General features: G+C 43.9%; 17 protein-coding genes. 12 read left to right on the top strand and 5 right to left on the bottom strand.

Annotated features, from left to right (window positions below):
- Window positions 1-24 precede the first annotated feature (24 nt).
- Both ACE1TF_RS01120 and ACE1TF_RS01125 read left to right on the top strand, forming a co-directional pair.
- The gene (locus tag ACE1TF_RS01120) at window positions 25-579 is read left to right on the top strand and encodes an NADPH-dependent FMN reductase (RefSeq protein ID WP_042401713.1); all 555 of its coding nucleotides are present in this window, start codon (window positions 25-27) and stop codon (window positions 577-579) included.
- 77 nt (window positions 580-656) lie between these two features.
- Window positions 657-830 (top strand): YuzK family famiily protein, encoded by a 174-nt coding sequence (locus ACE1TF_RS01125; protein ID WP_193744172.1) that lies wholly within the window; start codon window positions 657-659, stop codon window positions 828-830.
- Between the two features lie 36 nt (window positions 831-866).
- Here ACE1TF_RS01125 and pdxK read toward each other — a convergent pair whose 3' ends face one another.
- Window positions 867-1,700 (bottom strand): pyridoxine/pyridoxal/pyridoxamine kinase, encoded by an 834-nt coding sequence (pdxK, locus tag ACE1TF_RS01130; RefSeq protein ID WP_375013587.1) that lies wholly within the window; start codon window positions 1,698-1,700, stop codon window positions 867-869.
- 138 nt (window positions 1,701-1,838) lie between these two features.
- Between pdxK and ACE1TF_RS01135 the strand changes: the two genes are divergently transcribed.
- The 3 genes from ACE1TF_RS01135 (at window position 1,839) to ACE1TF_RS01145 (ending at window position 3,663) form a co-directional block, all read left to right on the top strand.
- Window positions 1,839-2,318: a glutathione peroxidase gene (locus tag ACE1TF_RS01135; RefSeq protein ID WP_042401710.1), complete on the top strand. Its 480-nt coding sequence runs from the start codon at window positions 1,839-1,841 to the stop codon at window positions 2,316-2,318.
- A 142-nt stretch (window positions 2,319-2,460) separates the two neighbouring features.
- Window positions 2,461-3,081, top strand: a complete 621-nt coding sequence (locus ACE1TF_RS01140) for an SCO family protein (RefSeq protein ID WP_375013590.1) — start codon at window positions 2,461-2,463, stop codon at window positions 3,079-3,081.
- A gap of 228 nt (window positions 3,082-3,309) precedes the next feature.
- Window positions 3,310-3,663: a YisL family protein gene (locus ACE1TF_RS01145; protein WP_375013592.1), complete on the top strand. Its 354-nt coding sequence runs from the start codon at window positions 3,310-3,312 to the stop codon at window positions 3,661-3,663.
- Between the two features lie 247 nt (window positions 3,664-3,910).
- Here ACE1TF_RS01145 and fdhA read toward each other — a convergent pair whose 3' ends face one another.
- Window positions 3,911-5,125: a formaldehyde dehydrogenase, glutathione-independent gene (gene fdhA / locus ACE1TF_RS01150; protein ID WP_375013594.1), complete on the bottom strand. Its 1,215-nt coding sequence runs from the start codon at window positions 5,123-5,125 to the stop codon at window positions 3,911-3,913.
- Between the two features lie 108 nt (window positions 5,126-5,233).
- Window positions 5,234-5,929, bottom strand: a complete 696-nt coding sequence (locus ACE1TF_RS01155) for a hypothetical protein (protein WP_375013596.1) — start codon at window positions 5,927-5,929, stop codon at window positions 5,234-5,236.
- Between the two features lie 140 nt (window positions 5,930-6,069).
- Here ACE1TF_RS01155 and zupT point away from each other — a divergent pair, with 140 nt between their 5' ends.
- Window positions 6,070-6,885, top strand: a complete 816-nt coding sequence (zupT, locus tag ACE1TF_RS01160) for a zinc transporter ZupT (protein ID WP_375013598.1) — start codon at window positions 6,070-6,072, stop codon at window positions 6,883-6,885.
- 910 nt (window positions 6,886-7,795) lie between these two features.
- On the opposite strand, the gene ACE1TF_RS01165 is transcribed toward zupT, so the two are convergent.
- Entirely contained in the window at window positions 7,796-9,223 is a 1,428-nt protein-coding gene (locus tag ACE1TF_RS01165; protein ID WP_375013600.1) for an aldehyde dehydrogenase family protein, read from the bottom strand.
- A gap of 141 nt (window positions 9,224-9,364) precedes the next feature.
- Between ACE1TF_RS01165 and ACE1TF_RS01170 the strand changes: the two genes are divergently transcribed.
- From ACE1TF_RS01170 to ACE1TF_RS01195, 6 genes are all read left to right on the top strand, one after another.
- On the top strand, window positions 9,365-10,171 hold the full coding sequence (locus ACE1TF_RS01170) for an alpha/beta fold hydrolase (protein WP_375013602.1): 807 nt from the start codon (window positions 9,365-9,367) through the stop codon (window positions 10,169-10,171).
- A 233-nt stretch (window positions 10,172-10,404) separates the two neighbouring features.
- A complete protein-coding gene (locus ACE1TF_RS01175; RefSeq protein WP_375013604.1) occupies window positions 10,405-11,958 on the top strand; it encodes an AbgT family transporter in 1,554 nt (517 codons plus the stop codon).
- 83 nt (window positions 11,959-12,041) lie between these two features.
- Entirely contained in the window at window positions 12,042-14,204 is a 2,163-nt protein-coding gene (locus ACE1TF_RS01180; protein WP_375013606.1) for a type IA DNA topoisomerase, read from the top strand.
- 59 nt (window positions 14,205-14,263) lie between these two features.
- The gene (locus tag ACE1TF_RS01185) at window positions 14,264-14,656 is read left to right on the top strand and encodes an Rrf2 family transcriptional regulator (RefSeq protein ID WP_375013608.1); all 393 of its coding nucleotides are present in this window, start codon (window positions 14,264-14,266) and stop codon (window positions 14,654-14,656) included.
- Between the two features lie 83 nt (window positions 14,657-14,739).
- On the top strand, window positions 14,740-15,642 hold the full coding sequence (locus ACE1TF_RS01190) for an NAD(P)/FAD-dependent oxidoreductase (RefSeq protein WP_375013610.1): 903 nt from the start codon (window positions 14,740-14,742) through the stop codon (window positions 15,640-15,642).
- A 562-nt stretch (window positions 15,643-16,204) separates the two neighbouring features.
- On the top strand, window positions 16,205-16,807 hold the full coding sequence (locus ACE1TF_RS01195; RefSeq protein WP_375013612.1) for a short chain dehydrogenase: 603 nt from the start codon (window positions 16,205-16,207) through the stop codon (window positions 16,805-16,807).
- Window positions 16,808-18,080: 1,273 nt separating this feature from the next.
- On the opposite strand, the gene ACE1TF_RS01200 is transcribed toward ACE1TF_RS01195, so the two are convergent.
- Entirely contained in the window at window positions 18,081-18,815 is a 735-nt protein-coding gene (locus ACE1TF_RS01200; protein WP_042401689.1) for a DUF6081 family protein, read from the bottom strand.
- Window positions 18,816-18,829 lie beyond the last annotated feature (14 nt).

Raw genomic sequence — 18,829 nt, forward strand, 5'->3', positions numbered from 1 at the left:
TAGCAATAAGGAGAGTTCTATCATATGAAACCGTTAAATATCATTGGTATTAGTGGAAGTTTGCGATCCGCGTCACTAAATACAAAACTGCTTCGTCAAGCCATATCGAAAGAAGTTCCTGGGCTGGCAATTACCGAATACCCACTTAAGAATATCCCTTTGTTTAACGGTGATCTTGAAAATGACGGTGATCCTGAGCAGATTCGCGATTTTAAAGAAGCGATTCAAAAGAGTGACGGTGTTCTCATTGTGACACCGGAGTATCACCAGGGCATTCCTGGTGTGTTAAAAAATGCGCTAGATTGGGCGGGTAGTGATGCGAATGAGAATATGCTGAATGGGCATTTTGCGGGTGTGATTGGAGTAACCCCGACCAATAGTGGAACAGCTGGGGCGCAACAGCAGGTGATTCAAACATTAAAAGCTGCAGGTGCAACGGTTATGGAGGATCATTCATTGAAGGTAGCCAAAGCCCCAGATAAGTTTGAAACAAATGGGCAGTTAAGTGACAAGGAGACAGACGAAGCGTTACTTTCTTACTTGAACACATTTGCAGATTGGTTACGAAAGAAAATCTGACGTTTCATTAACAGCAGTTCGGGTAAATGTAGAGTAAGACCGCTTGTAGCGGCTATGAATATTGGGAGGATTACTACGTGAAGAGTAATGAACAACCGATGAATTACACCGAGCTTATGGAGAAAGCGATGCACCAGTCTCATGGGTATAGCACTGGAGAGTATCATGCAGATGTTGAGAAGATCATTGAAGTAGAGAAGAAACGCGAAGAAGAATACAACCACGTTAAACGAATAAACGAGCAATTATAAGAAAGAAGCCAGGCGGTGAGCCTGGCTTCTTTTTCGTTAGATCGATGTTGAAGTAATCGTCGTCTCGTCACCAAACGTGCGATACGCACCGTGACGCACAGCACCGACGTATTCGTTCAAGCGAATGCCGTGGCGAATCGCTGCTGAAACAAATGCTTTTGCTGTTTTAATCGCTTCATTGACTTCAGTGCCTTTCGCAAGTTCTGCGGTAATCGCTGCAGCAAATGTACAGCCCGCACCGTGGTTGTATGAAGTATCAATTTTCTCGGTTTCAAGCAATGTGAATGTCTTTCCGTCATAGACGAGGTCAACGGCAAGGTGATAATCTAACTGCTTTCCACCTTTAACGACGACGAATTGTGTACCTTTGTCGTGGATAATGCTTGCTGCTTCTTTCATTTGTTCAATCGTTGTGATCTTGTCAACTTGAGCCAGTTGTGAAGCTTCAAAAAGGTTCGGGGTTGCAACGTAAGCCTTCGGCACCAACACTTCACGTAATGCGTCGGCTGTTTCTGGGTGAAGTACCTCGTCTTCGCCTTTACATACGAGAACGGGATCAACGACGGACTTTTGAACGTTGTGTTCTTCAATCTTTTTCGCTGCCAACTCAATTACGTCAACGGACCCGAGCATTCCTGTCTTCATCGCGTCGACGCCGATTGAAAAGATCGTGTCTAGTTGTGCTTCTACCGTAGACGCCTGTTGTGGAAACACGTTGTGACTCCAGCCATTAGGATTCATTGCGACAATCGTCGTCAATGCATTCATTCCGTATACGCCTAGGTCTTGGAAAGTTTTCAAGTCTGCTTGTATACCTGCTCCGCCACTAGAATCCGATCCAGCGATGGTCAATGCTTTTGGTTGTGTCATAAAAATTGATTTCCTCCTTGATGAATAGACTAAAAGTATGTTCTTCTATTATAAAGTGATTTTGATCTGCTTGACAACAAATGAAGGTTGAACACGGATGAGCGCGGGTAAACATGAAGAAAGACGGGAGGATTTCCGATGAGTCAAATTTACGAGGTGTCCGTAGAGTCGTTTGTTGACGGGGAGCATAAACTAGAAAAATATCAAGGCTGTGTGTTGTTGATCGTAAATACGGCAAGTCGCTGCGGGTTTGCTCATCAATTAACGGGTTTACAAGAGTTGTATGAACGCTACAAAGACGACCAATTTCAAATTTTAGCCTTTCCGAGCAATCAATTTATGAATCAAGAGCCGCTCAATGATGAAGAGATTCCGAAAGTCTTTCAAGCAAAACACGGTGTAACTTTTCCGATTTTTAAGAAAATAGACGTTCGAGGCGCAAACATTCACCCGCTTTATGACAGGCTCACATCCGCAACGAAAGGAGTGGGCTCAAGTAAAATAAAGTGGAACTTTACGAAGTTTCTCATTGATCGACACGGCAATGTCGTTGAACGGTACGGTCCTGGAGTATCAATTGAACGAATCGAAGACGAGGTTGTAAACCTTCTAGGTTAGCGATTCCGATCGTTTCAAGAAAGATTGTAAAATATTCTTGTCCTGAATTAGACATAGTTGCCAAGCTTGTGCATATTCCTCAAAGTAGAGAAACGTCTTAAACAAGCATGAACCACAGACGAAATCTAAAGGAGGAAGGAATTTGCACAGAAAACATTGGATGTTCATTAGTGCACTCGCGCTTACGCTCGTACTCTCAGCATGTGGTTCGTCTGAACCGGAAGCGGGCGATGCTGAAGAACCAACAACAGCGACAGACGGGGGACATTTAGAACTGCATGACTTCTCGTATACGAATCAGGATAACGAGACTGTATCAAACGAAGACTTGAAAGGAAAGTACTCTCTCGTCAATATGGTCTTTACGCGTTGCCCGACCGTTTGTAATTTAATGACCCCTAACATGACCGAACTTCAAGATGAATTAAATGAGCGGGAGCTAGATGTGAATTTGATTTCATTTACGGTGGACCCAGATCACGATACGCCAGAGCAGTTAAAAGCATACGGAGAGCAGTATGATGCAGATTTCTCTAATTGGGACTTTCTCACAGGCTATGACAGAATGGAAGTAGAGAATTTTGCTGCAGCATCTTTTAATAGTGTTGTTCAAGCGCACCCTGAAAACGATGATATCATTCACTCGACGCAAACATTCCTTGTCGATATGGATGGTCGTGTAATTGAAACGTATGATGGACTTGATGTCGATCATTCTCCAATTGTAAATGACCTTGAAGTATTGGTAGAACAAGAGAAATAATTACATGTTGAAGATTTGATGATATATTTTGATAAGGAATTGACCGTACTGCCTGCATCATAAGAGTGATGTGGGCAGTTCGTCTTTACGCTACATAGAAACAGCTTTTCTGTTCATCTTCTGTTCATATTTCGTTAGTAAACTAGTGATTAGAAAGGATATAAAGTGATGGATTCGGGTAATCCTGTTAGAATGAAAGAGAGTAGGATTACAGGAAGGGTGTAAAAAATGTTTGATATGTTCTTTGCTTCACATCAAGGCTCTTGGGCCTTTGTTGCGGCGCTATTTATCGTTGCGTACTTTTTGTTTACGAGTCACAAGAACAAACCTGGTAAAATTCTTCATATGATTCTTCGTCTGTTCTTTATCATCATGCTCGTTTCAGGTGTGGGTATGCTCGTTCAGATGGGCTGGCCGCTCGTTTACATTGTTAAAGGCATCTTAGCTGTCGTTATGATCGGCCTAATGGAAATGGCTCTTGGCAAAGCGAAGCGGGGAGAGAATGGTATCGGCGCCTTTATTGGTGTGATCGTACTTCTCGTTATCGTTGCGCTCATGGGCTTTAATGTCATTACGTTTTAATGAATTGTAGGACCACTGGCACGGCTAGTGGTTTTTCTAGTGGCACAAACGACTCAATTTTCTCATTTTTGTTTGAAACCTTCAACGTATAGGTATAGACACATATGACAGAAATGAGGAGCGGTTACTTATGATCCGAACAATTCTCATGCTTATTGGACTCATCGTCGTTGTGAGCATTATTATTAGTTTGATTTAATGAAAGAAAAGCAGTAAGGGGGTCGGCTCTCCCCTTACTGCTTTTTTCTTAACGCTTTACCATCCCGTGAGGATCAATGACGAATTTCTTGGCAGCACCTTCATCGAAATGAGCGTACCCTTTTGGCGCTTCGTCCAATGAGATGAGCTCTGCGTTTACTGCTTTGGCAATGTTCGCTTTTCCTGAAAGGATGGATTTCATTAAGCTCCGGTTGTATTGCATCGCAGGAGTCTGTCCGGTTGTAAAGGAATGAGCTTTTGCCCAACCGAGACCGAACCGAACTTTTAAAGAGCCGGTTTTCGCATCGTCGTCGACACCTCCAGGATCTTCAGTCACATATAACCCCGGAATACCAAGGCTACCCCCGGCTTGGGTAACGTCCATAATCGCATTCAGGACTGCGGCAGGTTGTTCACCCGACTCACCGTGCCCTGATGCTTCAAACCCGACCGCGTCAACTGCTGCATCCACCTCTGGTACTCCTAGAATCTGATCAATTTGTTCACCGAGACGATCATGTTCCTTTAGATTAACGGTTTCGCACCCGAAACTACGGGCTTGTTCAAGACGCCGCTCATTCAAGTCTCCGACGATAACCGCTGATGCTCCGAGAAGTTGAGCGGAGTGAGCAGCCGCTAAACCAACAGGGCCTGCCCCGGCGATGTAGACGGTGGATCCCGTTTTGACACCTGCCGTATACGCGCCGTGAAAACCGGTTGGGAAAATATCCGTTAGCATCGTTAAATCCAAGATTTTCTCCATTGCCAGATCTTTGTCTGGGAAGACGAGTAATTGGAAATCAGCATAAGGTACCATCACGTACTCTGATTGTCCGCCAACCCATCCACCCATATCCACATAACCGTACGCAGCACCTGGGCGTTCTGGATTCACATTCGTACAAATGTGGGTTTTTTGCGTCTGACACATCACACACCGACCACATGCGATGTTAAATGGCACCGAAGCAATGTCTCCTTTCTTAACAAACTCCACGTCTCTACCGACTTCAATCACTTCTCCTGTAATTTCATGACCAAGAACTAAACCTTGCGGAGCGGTTGTCCGACCGCGAACCATATGTTGGTCACTGCCGCAAATGTTCGTCGTAATGACTTTCAAGATTACCCCGTGCTCACATTTACGGTTTACATTTGCTTTGGGTACACCAGGGCCATCTCGTAACACGAGATCAGGGTAGGCAATGTCTTCAACAGTAACTTCACCAGGTCCTTGGTACACGACTGCGCGATTGCTTGACATTCGAATCCCTCCAGAAAAGAATTGCCGCATTCGGCTACTTGTCCAATTCCCGATCAACAGATTTTTTAATCTTAATTTTCAGATATAAATTATACAAACCGAATTGAACTAATACTCGTCCAATTCGGCTTGTACATCTTCCAAAGATTCATAAACCGTCACATTTTCATCTTCATCAAACAACACCCAGGCAGGTAACGTTTCAATCTCAAAGATCTCTTCGTAATTGTGGCCATAGTCATCGGCTGATTGAGGCAAGTAGTAAAGATCTAACACGTTTGGATGATCGAGTAAGTCATTGACGTCTTCTTCTGGCAAATCATCTAAGCTATCGGTTTCATCATAAACATAGCCGACGTTGACTCCAGGCTCTGATGGCGTATATTCCGCAATAATATCCTCTGCTGTCACAGGATCTACGACAACGTAGTCGAGCTCAATTGGCCCTTCAATATCATCGAATTCTGCCATGTCAAAATCAAACCGTAACCGTTCTCCTTCTTCAATATGAGCATCTTCAATAACTGATCCATTACGGTCAATCACATCGAGCTCATCAGTCCGAACGACATCCATTGAGCGAAGCATCATATCCGTAAATTCGTGACCTTCCTCAAGAGCATGAGCTTGATGCGCTGGTGACATGTTCAGTGTAATCGTTTCATCTGTTATCCCTAAAACATAACCTTCAGTAAGGTCATCAACATTGCCAATATGAATTTGATCTCCACTGTTTTGTGATGGATTCGTCCCGCAAGACGCAAGCATAAGGGTGGGTAAAATGAACAACCATGTTTTCTTCATCGTATTCTCCTCATTGGAAGTCCGTCTTTTTATTATAGTCGCGTTCGCAAGAAAATCGTTACAAACGCTTTCTTGCTCATGAACGTCATATCCATACATATACATAGGACAACCAGCGAAGTGTAAAAGGGGAGTGGGCTGTGAGTGAAGACGTATGGCTGGCGTTTCTACTAACGTTATTTGCGGGTCTTTCTACTGGCATTGGAAGCTTTATAGCATTCTTTACGTCGACCACAAATACGAAGTTTTTATCTTGGGCATTAGGATTTTCAGCAGGGGTAATGATTTATGTATCATTTATGGAGATTATACCAAAAGCTCATGAAGCGCTAACGGCGAGTACGACTGGTGAGACAGGCAGCTGGCTCACTGCCGGTGGTTTTTTTGCCGGCATACTCATGATTGCGATCATTGACCGGTGTGTGCCTGACGAGAAGAATCCTCATGAAGTTAAAAAGGTCGAGGAGATGAGGGCGCCGAGGGCACGTGTATTGCGGGATAATCCAGAACTTTTGAAAATGGGGACGTTAACCGCATTAGCGATCGCGATTCATAACTTCCCTGAAGGCATCGCTACGTTCGCCTCTGCTGTACATGATCCATCGCTCGGGGTTGCGATTGCAATTGCCGTCGCCATCCATAACATTCCAGAAGGAATTGCTGTAAGTGTACCGGTCTACTATGCAACTGGCAGTCGTTGGCAAGCGTTTAAGTTATCGTTCATGTCAGGGTTAGCAGAGCCTTTAGGGGCAGTCGTTGCCTTTTTGTTTCTCATGCCGTATTTGAATGAGATGTCATTTGGATTCGTATTTGCGTCAGTTGCTGGCATTATGGTTTTTATTTCCTTAGATGAGCTATTACCAGCTGCAAGAAAATACGATGACGGTCACATGACCATATACGGTGTCGTACTCGGTATGGCCGTCATGGCGACCAGTTTGATTTTGTTTCTATGAAAGTTTTTGAATTGTATAGTGTATTCAGGAATAGGGACTGAGTTTAAAGGGATGAAGTGACCTTTTGACAGTCTCTTTTTTAAGTAATGGATGTAAGTTGATCGTTAAGGTTCCCTCATTACTGCTGTCGGAGCTTGATGCCCTCGTTTTTACTGTCTGCGCGCGGATCGAATTTCTAAGGCTTTACAACGTGACCTCATGACATGCTTGTTGTCGATTCCAAGTGGTCAATAGGGAAATTAGGACCAACGGCTTGAAGGGATTTGAGGTTAATTTCACGCTTGGTTTGACGATAATCTACCCTTGGTACGGTTGCTGAAAATGACATTATTACCTCGTTCAAAATGATTAATAGTGACAGGTTTAAGTACTTCGTACTCCACTGAATAGCTGTCTCCAATCCAAGCTCTTTGGAAACAAAAACCTTTGTAGCTACCTCCGGTGTCGATGCAAAACTTGGACCTTGGAAAGCTGATGAGAACGAAGTAGCAACTGCGCAGGTTAGAAAAATGAAAAGTTCACACTATACAGCTCTAATGGTAATCTGTGGGTTTGTGGCTAATTTACAGGTTACTCAAGTGCTATTGGTCATTCTATTGAACTGCGAGTGTAATAAAAAGGGTTAGGATTATGTAGCGAACATAATCCTAACCTACTTTACTTTTAGCGGATGTTCTCGAGTCTTCTAAACCGACTCGTTAAGGACGAACAGACCGTGAATCACCCTTTACGAAAAGCTCTTCGTTCTGCGTACTCCAAACACTTTTCACAAACGGAGATCTTTTCATTTTCCAGTGTGTAGTACGGTTTCATGTGCCCTTGGCTACTCTTGCAAAAGAAGCAGCTCTTCTTTTTGAACCAACGTTTGAACATATTTGGTGCTCCTCATGCGTGTTGTGTCTTTGATCGGTTATGAGGACATCCCGACAACAGATTTAATCTCAAGGTATTCCTCGATGCCGTAGTCTCCCCATTCTCTACCTATACCCGACTGTTTGTAACCACCAAACGGCGCGGAGAAGTCGGCAGGAGGTGTGTTGATTGAGATTCTGCCTGCTCTGATGGAAGATGCAACATATTCCACCGTTTTTGGATCATCTCCAACAACATAACCTGCGAGACCATAAATGGTATCATTTGCAATTCGAATGGCGTCTTCGAGGTCATCATACGTAATAATCGACATGACCGGACCGAAGATTTCTTCTCTTGCAATAACCATGTCATTGTTGACGTTCGTAAACACGGTAGGTTTTACATAATACCCTTTTTCTAACCCTTCAGGTTTGCCTGTACCTCCAGCAAGTAACGTTGCGCCTTCTTCCTCGCCTTTCTTAATGTAATCTTGGACGCGGTCGTATTGCTTTTCGGCGACGAGAGGGCCATAAAATGTATTTTCATCCCGTGGGTCGCCTACAGGGAACTTCGGAAGCACCTCTTTAACCGCTTCGACAAACTCGTCGTGTTTTGCTTTGGATACGAGCGTTCGGGTTGCAGCTGTACACACTTGTCCGGAATTGGCCAAGACATTTGAAACAGCGATTTTGGCTGCTTTCTTCACATCATAATCATCCAGAACAATTAACGGCGATTTGCCACCGAGTTCAAGTGCCACACGTTTGACCGTTTTAGCAGCATTTTCACTAATCTTCTGTCCGACAGCACCAGAACCTGTAAAGGAAACAAAATCAATGTCTGGGTGAGAGCTGATGGCATCTCCGACGGTTTCGCCTGATCCATTTACGAGGTTGAACACTCCTTTAGGTACGCCGGCAGCTTCGAATACTTCAGCAAGAATGATCGCTGCATACGGTGTGAGCTCGGAAGGCTTTAACACAACTGGACTTCCAGCAGCGAATGCACTGGCAAGTTTCGTTGATGTTTGGTTTGTCGGGAAGTTCCAAGGGGTAATGAGGCCGCTCACACCAATCGATTCTTTCCGGATAAGCGTCGACCCACGGTTTTCGGTAAATTCGAATGTGTCTAGCTGCTTTGCTGCTTCCTTAAAATGAGAGAGTCCCATATTGTAATGGACTTTGTTGCTCATTTTTACAGGGGCCCCGAGCTCTTGTGTAATCATTTCAACAAAGTCATCTTTTCGTTTCTCATATTCTTCAGCAATTCGATGTAGCAGGTCAATGCGGTCGGATTTAGATGTTTGTGAAAAATGTGGAAAAGCAGCTCGTGCCGCTTTCACTGCGCGGTCAACGTCTTCTTTCGTGCCGTTACTAATGGTACCAATCACTTCTTCTGTAGCAGGATTAATCACTTCGATAGTATCTTTGCCCGAAGATTCTGTCCATTCTCCGTTAATGTAATGCAAAAGATCGGATCTCATGAATTATCGCTCCTTTTAGTAAGTGCATTTTGATTACGGCGAAACGTGTAATCTATACCCTTATCATACGGGATATAAACAAGTTTCAAAAGCAAGACTTTTGGGAATTGATTTCCATACGATTTGAAAGGTGTGTATACGATGAGTCATTTCATTGAAGTCGGTGAGAAAACAAACGTGTTTGTAGAAGATATTGGTAGAGGCAAGCCCGTCATCTTTTTGCACGGTTGGCCTGTGAACCATAAGATGTTTGAACATCAAATGTCTGTGTTGCCTGAGAAAGGGTTTCGCTTCATTGGTATCGACCTTAGAGGATACGGAAATTCAGATAAACCATTACACGGGTACGATTATGATACGATGGCAGACGACGTCCGAAAAGTCATTGATCAATTAAAACTTGAAGACGCTGTGCTTGCTGGCTTTTCAATGGGTGGAGCCATCGCCGTGCGCTACATGGCGCGTCATGAGGGAAAAGGGATTTCGAAGTTGGCCCTTCTTGGTGCCGCCGCCCCAGTGTTTACCGAAAGAGATGACTTTGCACATGGCATTCCTAAAGACAATGTGAATGGATTAATCGATGGAGCGTATGCGGACCGTGCGAACATGCTCGTTGATTTTGGGAGTCTATTCTTTGGAAAAGACCCGAGTGAAGCTTACAATCGCTGGTTTCATGGTCTCGCTATGGAAGCAGGACCACACGCAACAATTTTTTCCGCACGGACGCTAAGGGACGCAGACTTGCGTGATGATCTCTCATCCATACACGTACCTACAGCGATATTGCATGGGAGAAATGATGAGGTTTGCCCGTTCGAGCTCGCTGAAATTCTTGAGCGTGGAATTGAAAAAAGCACCTTGATTCCGTTTGAAGAAAGTGGACACAGTCTTTTCCATGATGAGTGGGAGAAATTCAACGAAGAGCTCGTTCGATTTATATCTGAATAATGAATATACTGACCTCCTTCTTTCTATTAAGAAGGAGGTCAGTAATTTACTTGGTCATATTATTATTTTGGAATAATAAATTACCGATTGACAAATGCATGGATACCGATCATGATTATGGTTATATGTTTGCTACATAAGTACAACTACAACAATTGTTAGAATACTTTTTCTAAATAATTTATAACCATCAATTGTTGGACAAGGGGATAGAAAAGGGGTAAGAAAATCGTATGTCTGAAGAAACTGTGGATCCAAACAAAAAGAGAAGGGGTTTGTTTCAGCGCTTTCTTGACGTCGTCGAAAAAGCGGGAAACCGATTGCCTCACCCTATTACGCTATTCGTCATTCTGGCGTTAATTGTAATGGTTGCTTCTGCAATCGCATCAAGTTTTAATCTATCTGTTGAAGATCCTGTTGAGCCAGGAGAAACAGTCGAAGTGTTTAACTTGTTATCTGGCGAAGGGATTGCGTATATCTTTTCCAGTATGGTAGACAATTTTATTATGTTTCCGGCATTGGGTGTTGTGCTAGCCACGATGATTGGTATTGGTGTGTGTGAGCGAAGCGGGTTAATTAGCGCGGGGTTGAAGGGATTTGTGCTTTCTATTCCTAACCGTTTAATTACCGCAGGTCTCGTGTTTGCGGCGATCATGTCAAGTGTCGCTTCAGACGCAGGGTATGTCGTTCTTCCTCCATTAGGAGCCGTCATTTATGCAGCACTCGGACGCCATCCGATTGCAGGTCTTGCCACAGCTTTTGCTGGGGTGTCTGGTGGTTTTAGTGCGAACCTTTTATTATCTGCAACCGATCCGATGCTTGGTGAGCTTACAATGGCAGCAGCAGCGACGATCGATCCTGCTTATGCTGAACAGATGAACATTGCGATGAACTGGTGGTTCATTATCGCGTCGACGTTCTTACTTACGATTGTCGGTACATGGGTATCTGAGAAAATTGTCGAGCCTCGCCTTGGAGAGTACAAAGGTGATTACAGAGGGGACTTAGAAAGACTCAAGCCGATTGAGAAGAAAGGTCTTGTTTATGCAGTTGTATCTGTGCTCATTTCTGCAGGTCTTATGAGTTTGCTCGTCGTTCCAGAATGGGGACCGATGCGCGGTGATGATCCAGAAATGCCGATTGTGAATTCACCGTTTATGGATTCACTCGTTGTCGTGATGTTGTTGCTATTCTTAATCCCAGGCCTTGTATACGGAATTATTACGAGAGAGATTCGTAACGATAAGGATGTTGCAAAGCAAATGTCGGATACGATGGCTTCCATGGGTGTATTCATTGTGCTCGCGTTTACAGCCGGTCAGTTTGTTGCATTCTTTAACGAATCGAACCTTGATTTAATTATGGGAATTTACGGCGGTGAACTCCTCACTTCCTTAAATATTGACGGATTACCTGTCATTATAGGGTTTATATTCATTACTGCGCTGTTAAACCTTTTTGTAGGTAGTGCTTCAGCGAAGTGGGCAATGATGGCGCCTGTGTTTGTTCCAATTATGATGCAAACCGGTTATTCGCCTGAACTTGCGCAAGCGGTTTATCGTGTATCAGATTCGGCAACAAATATCATTACACCACTCATGACTTACTTTGCGATGGTGATCGCTTTTGCACAGAAGTACGATAAGAAGATGGGAATCGGAACACTCATTTCCACGATGGTGCCATTTTCGATATTCTTCCTCCTCGCTTGGACGGTAATGATTATCGCATGGATTTTCCTAGGGGTTGAACTTGGACCGAACGCACCGATTTATTACGAACCGTAAAATAAAAGGTATGGAGCCATGTGCTTCATGCCTTTTTATTATATTTTCAGCTAGTCACCACGTGTTAAGGATGCGATAATTGGATGAAGATAGGAACGCACAATGTAGCGGTAGAGGTGAGGAACATGACAACCGTCATTTTGGCTGAAAAGCCAAGTCAAGCGCGAGACTACGCGTCTGCATTTTCAAAAACGACGAAAAAGAATGGCTATATTGAAGTGACTGATCCGAATTACTTTAGCGATCGTACTGTCATTACGTGGGGGTTTGGCCACTTGGTCAACTTGGCTGAGCCTCATCATTATAAAAAAGAATGGAAGAAATGGAAGTTGGACGAACTTCCGATTTTACCAGAGCAATTTCAGTTTTTTGTGCCTGCGGATAAAAAACAGCAATTTGATACAGTGAAGAAACTACTCGCTGAAGCAACAAAAGTGATCATTGCCACAGATGCCGACCGAGAAGGGGAGAACATTGCAAGAAGTATTATTGAAAAAGCCCGTGCCTCACACAAACCGATGCAACGGTTGTGGATCAATTCTTTAGAGAAACAAGAGGTGCAGCGTGGATTTACGCAGTTGCAGGAAGGGGACAAATATTTGTCTTTGTACGAAGAAGCAAAAGCACGTCAATTTGGTGATTGGCTTGTTGGAATGAATGCTTCTAGAGCCTACAGCCTTCTGCTACAAGAACGTGGGCTATCACAAGCGTTTAGTGTCGGCCGTGTGCAAACACCTACGCTTTGCCTAATTCATCGTCGGGAAGAAGAAATCCGACACTTCAAGCCCGAGCCCTATGTGGAAGTCTACGCCCGAATTCATACTAACGAGGGCTCATTTGAAGCGAAACACCCGAATCGTTACGGCTCGATGCCTGAAGTAAAGAAAGTATTTTATGAAGCAGGCATTCGGGAGGAGGAAGAGGGAACGATTGCTGAAGTGAATCGTGTCGAGAAGAGGGTGAAATCTCCGCGATTGCATAGCTTAAGCACACTTCAAACGAAAGCGAACAAAAGATGGAAAATGAGCCCTTCTCAAGTGCTTCGTACGGTCCAGTCTTTATATGAAAAGAAGTTAGTCACATATCCAAGAACGGATTCCAACTACATTACCCAACATGAATTCAAGTATTTAAACACAAACTTAACTAAATATAAACAATTGCTTTCTGTTCCGGAGTCTACCTCTTCGCTTATTCAACCTGGAAAGCCGGATCGTCGATACGTAAACGACCAAGCGGTGAAAGAACACTATGCAATTATTCCGACGAAGCGGGTGCCTACACGCCGCCGTATTGATCAATTGCCAGCACTTGAAAAGAAGATTTATGACGAAATCTTAACGAACACATTGGCGATGTTTATGCCAGCTCATCAGTTTGAAGAAACCCATGTAAAAGTTGACATTAAGGGGCTAGAGTTCAAAGCGAAAGGCGTCGTTGAACGAGTGAGAGGTTGGAAAGCGTTGCTCTTTGAAAAGGGAGAAGAAAAAGAGCGTCTTCCGAATGTTCAAGAAGGTGAAGTCGTTCATGCAAACCTACGCGTACACGAAGATGAGACGAAGCCACCAAAACCTTATACGAATGGACAGCTCATTAACCTTATGAAAACGGCAGGACAGTCTGTTGAAGATGAGGAACTCAAAGAGGTGTTAAAGAAGACAGCCGGTATCGGCACAGAAGCGACAAGAAGCAGCATTATCGAAACACTCATCCGAGAGAATTACATTGAAGTCACGAAAAATATCGTACGTGTGACCCCGAAAGGCCGTATTCTTTGTGAAGCTGTCGATGGAACGCTGTTATCTAAAGCAGATATGACGGCTGAGTGGGAACAGTTTTTGCAAAGAATTGGACAAGGGGAGAAATCAAAAGATCAATTTTTAACGAATATCGAGCAATTCATTCATCATCTTTTACAAACATCCAAGCAACAAGTCGGCCAGTTACAGCTAGATCGTTCTGTAACGGATCGTGTGAAACCCCCATCAATTGCAAATTGCCCTGCATGTGGGGGAGCCATGATTAAAAAAGGTAGAGTATACGGCTGCGACAAATATAAAGAAGGGTGCAAACAAGTGATTCCAATTCGAATCGCAGGAAAGACACTCACAGAAAATCAAATTCGAATGTTATGTACGAAAAGAGAAACGAGGAAAATTAAAGGGTTCGTAAGCAAAAACAAGAAAAAGTTTTCAGCTGTGCTTACTCTAGATGAGAACGGGAAGATTGCATTCCAATTTAATTGACACGAGCAGGTGTCGTTGATATTATAGATTCATATTATCTATGTTAAGGGAGCCGAAAGATGAAACTGTCCAAGGCGACGAATTATGCATTGCATACGATGCTCCATTTAGCTGTTGGGGATGATTCGGGTCATACGAGTGTGGCTAAGCTTGCAGGCCATCAAAACGTCTCAACCACGTATCTTTCCAAGATTTTAACAAAACTTGTGAAAGCGAGAATGATTGTTTCTGTTCCTGGTGCAAATGGGGGATACAAATTAAAAGCAGGCTGGGAGAAGATTTCCATATTAGAAATGATTCGTGCGGTAGAGGGGCTGCCTGCCATCTTTGATTATTGTGAGACACATAATCCAAACTGTGTTATTCAACGGTCCATTGAAGCTGCAGAGGAGAAATTCTTTGCACAACTAGATGAAACAAGGCTGGAAGATTTGGTTTCCCAAGTCCGATAAATGCCACTTTCAAGTGGCATTTATAACGGTTTAATTGTAGATATTAAAGATCTTTAATATATTCTTTGGAGGGTGTTAAAAATATGAAATTTGTGGATGTCATTATTATCGGTGGGGGTGCGTCAGGTTCAGCAGCTGCTTTGACCCTCGGTCGTTCTCGTCAACACGTGTTATTATTTGATAACGATACGAACCGGAATCGTGTGACGAGAGAGTCACACAACTTTATTACGAGAGATGGCATGTCCCCGGTCGCATTTCGAGAGCAAGCGCAGCTTGATGCCCTTGCATATCCGACGGTGAAGAAGATTTCTGCAACTGTAGCAAGCGCCACAAAAATAAGAGACAGATTTGAAGTCTCAACTGAAGAAGGAGAGGTTTTCGTCGCGAAACGAATTCTCATTGCGACCGGGGTACAAGAAGTGTTTTCTCACGAGCAAATTCGCACATATTATGGGACGTCCATTTTTGGCTGCCCTTTTTGTGATGGCTATGAATTACGTGACCAACCACTTGCTGTGTTCGCAGATGATGAAGCAGCCATCCTCCACTTGACGAAATTGTTGTCAAATTGGTCCGCTGATTTGGTCGTGTTTACAAACGGTAAAGCTGTTGACAAAGAAGCTGTCAAACCGCTAACGGAGCAAGGAATGACCATTCAAACAAACCCGATTAGCCAACTTCACGGAGAGGACGGGAAATTATCATCCGTTGAATTACAGAATGGAGAGAAGATTGTCCGACGAGGCGGATTCGTCGTTCCCGAATACGTGCGTGCAAACCCTTTTGCTGAACAACTCCATTTAGAAAGAAATGAACGAGATGAAATCATTACTGATGGGTTTGGGAGAACGAACGTACTTGGCGTTCATATTGCTGGTGAGACTGAGAAAAAAGCATCCTCCTCGCTTCTTATGGCTAGCACTACCGGCAATATGGCCGCGTCAATGATGGTCATGGATATTGCCAATGAGCGGTTTAGCTAAGCAAATCGCTCACCGGTTGAACATTCAATCATGGTGGTTTCCAGTTCTTCTATATCTAGGGGTCTCTCTCGTAACAGCCATTTTGACAAACCTTTCAATTTGTTTGTTGAAGTTAAGGTCAAGCGCATCATCAAGACATCGTCGGTAATTCTGTTATGCATTTAAAATGATCGTAACATGGGTAAGAGTAGGGAACCCATTTTCAGTGAAATTTGCATGGATTATATAATCGTTGTGGAGTTTTTGGTGATGACAAACAAAATCCCACTCCACTCCACTTCGATTTTTTTGTGAGATTCATTTCGATATTTACGTTTTGAAATTTCTATTTGTCACTAATGCTTGAATATGCTGATTCATCCATGCGTTATACGCCATCAAAAAAAGAATTCATATATGTTGTTCAGATGTTTATGTGTTGTTCTTCCACATACTATTCACCGACTCTGTATGTTTATCTTACCGCATAATGGTAAAAGAAGAATACAGACGGATTTTTTTCATAGTTATTAAGTTAATCCGTAAACTGAAGCGAATTCTTTTAGGAGAGGTTGTTGATTAGATGAAGGTACTTCTCATTGGTGCAAGTGGAACGATCGGGAAGGAGATTTATGGATGTCTTAAGGATCATCATGAAGTCATTCGAGCAGGGAGGAACGGTTCAGATATCCAAGTCGATATTACGGACGAAGCGAGTATCCAACAGATGTATAAGCAAACCGGTATCGTTGATGCAGTTATTAATGCTTCTGGGCGAGCCGGTTTTTCACCGATTACCGAGTTAACACCTGAAAAGAACGAAGTCGGTCTCAATAGTAAGCTGAAAGGGCAGATTAACCTGGTGCTTTTAGGTATTCCTTATGTGGCAGATGGAGGAAGCTTCACACTCACAACCGGAGTCATGATGGATGATCCCATACCACAAGGGACTTCAGCTGCGATGGCAAATGGAGCGGTACGATCGTTTGTGAAAGCATCGGCAATTGAGATGCCGCGTAGCATCAGGATTAATGCTGTAAGTCCAACAGTGCTAGAAGAATCATTTGAAAAACTTGGCAGTTATTTCCGAGGTTTTCAGCCCGTTCCCGGTAAAAAGGTCGCACAAGCGTACGTGAAGTCTTTGGAAGGGAAACAAACAGGGGAGCATTACGAAGTGTATGAATGATCACTTTGAACAGACATGATCGGTTTGTTTAGTGGTCACCGTAGAGAAAAAGGGCAGTCATTCTCTCTGCCCTTTTTATGTGATCATTCACCCGTCAAACGCTCCATCTAATACGATTTGTGACAGTTGGTGAAGTTCATGTGACAATATATATTTGTTGAACTTAATATGCGGGAGTGATGGTAGGGGGGAACCCCCGACATCCAAGCATACGCTTGCAGTAGAAAGCAACAACAAACTGCGCAATTAGGAGAATGTTTAGTTCATCCTATATAGATGAGTTGCACTAAATAATTTCTTCAAGAGCCAATGGTAAGCTTGGTATAGTGGAAACTGTGCTCGAATTGGGGAAAATCGCAGGAAAAGCGCTCTATTCTTATAAACTAGGGAACAGATCATAAGTTCATGTGTACATCCCCGCCCCAAGTACCCGCAACCTGTCGGCGCGAACCGCGCCGAACCAAGTTCGGTTTCGTTTCGGCCCCGGCGGGGCCGACGTGTCGTTGGCACTTCAGCCTGGAATCTGCGCGCAAGTTGAAACAAACTGCGATCAAGTTTGGCGAAATCTACCCTAAAATCAGTGAAAAGCTCAAACTTGCGCGCAGATGGAGAAAACTAGAGCGCAGAACGATCGTTCGTCTTGCCCGCATATGCCGCCATCCCTTGCGGCAACGGGTTCAGAGAACGATCCTTTTGGGCATTGAATTTGCGCTCCAGTTGGAACAAACCGCGCGCATGTTTAGCGGAATGAGCGCGAAAGTCGTTAAACTAGGCAAACGAGCGCGCAAAATGGCACCCAGCACCGAGCTACCCCTCCAACCGAACAGCGTAAATGAGGTAATGCTTATGTTCGTTCTATGCCGATCGTTTTTCACGATCTTCAGCTCCGGCTTTGGCGACGGCCACTCGTTTTTGGGAACCTCTAGGAGAGAGGTGATCTAGATCACTTCAGAACACCTCAGCTAACCTCATACTGAGCGCTCTATGCCGAACTTCAGCCTTGCTTATTTATCTTAACCTCAAAGAGCGAGCTACTGTCGGCACCTCTGGTGGCGAAGATAAACCGTAACACTGCTATGTGATGCTTCGCCGTTTTGAACGTAACTGATCGTTAGTACGTAGGCAGAAGACGTAGAGCGAAGAGTTTAGGTTGCGCACAAACACCCCCATACGTGGTCTGAAGCCACGTATGGGGGTGTTTGGAATTTGAATGGTTATGCGTGCTAATTCCGCCATATTCAGCTTTGGCAACGATCGTTCCCTTAGGTTCGGTTTATTCTTCTTCTGTTGTTACGGTTACTGGCGACCATTCACCAATCACCGTTTGACCATGAACGGATACACTACCATCTGGACCGAGGTCTTGTTCAGTCATGATGCCAAGGGCAACGGTGAATTGATTGAATTTAATCGGTACGTTGCTCTCTCGACGTACTTCGTGGCCGTTTACAAAGAAAATAACTTCATTGTTTGCCCGGTCATACGTGATCTTATATCGATTAAAGTCGTTCGAGATGAAATGGTCATCGGATTCTTTGAACATACAGAAATACTTCGTTTCATCGGTATCAGGCACATCGACACCAGGGAACGGAAGCACGCCGTATACGGAGGCGTATTGTTTGTCGTTCGTGAAGAAGTCCAGTGCAGCTCCAGTTGAGAAATCAAGGAGGTTAAGTGATACATATCCATCATACAAGTCGTCTGGATTTGTGTCTTTCGTGCGAGCGCGAATTTGAAGCTCAAAGCTAACTTTTGTGTTTTCAGGGACGGTGACAGGTTCTTTTGAGTAGTACATATGCTTGGCATTATCAAGAATTTGGACGTGGTCGTGCGAGCGACTAAGTGGGGCGCGTACATATAGAAAGCCATTTCTGGAAATGACAACGGCTTCCGGTTCACGGTATTCCCAGAAGCTTCCGTCAGGAAGTGGGAAGCCTCCAATTCTCCAAGTGTCGTTTTCTGAAATGATATTATGAAAATCTCCGAGTATGCGCGTGTTTGTCAATTTTTTTCACACCT

Source organism: Geomicrobium sp. JSM 1781026, assembly GCF_041949955.1.
Lineage (GTDB): Bacteria > Bacillota > Bacilli > Bacillales > Marinococcaceae > Geomicrobium_A.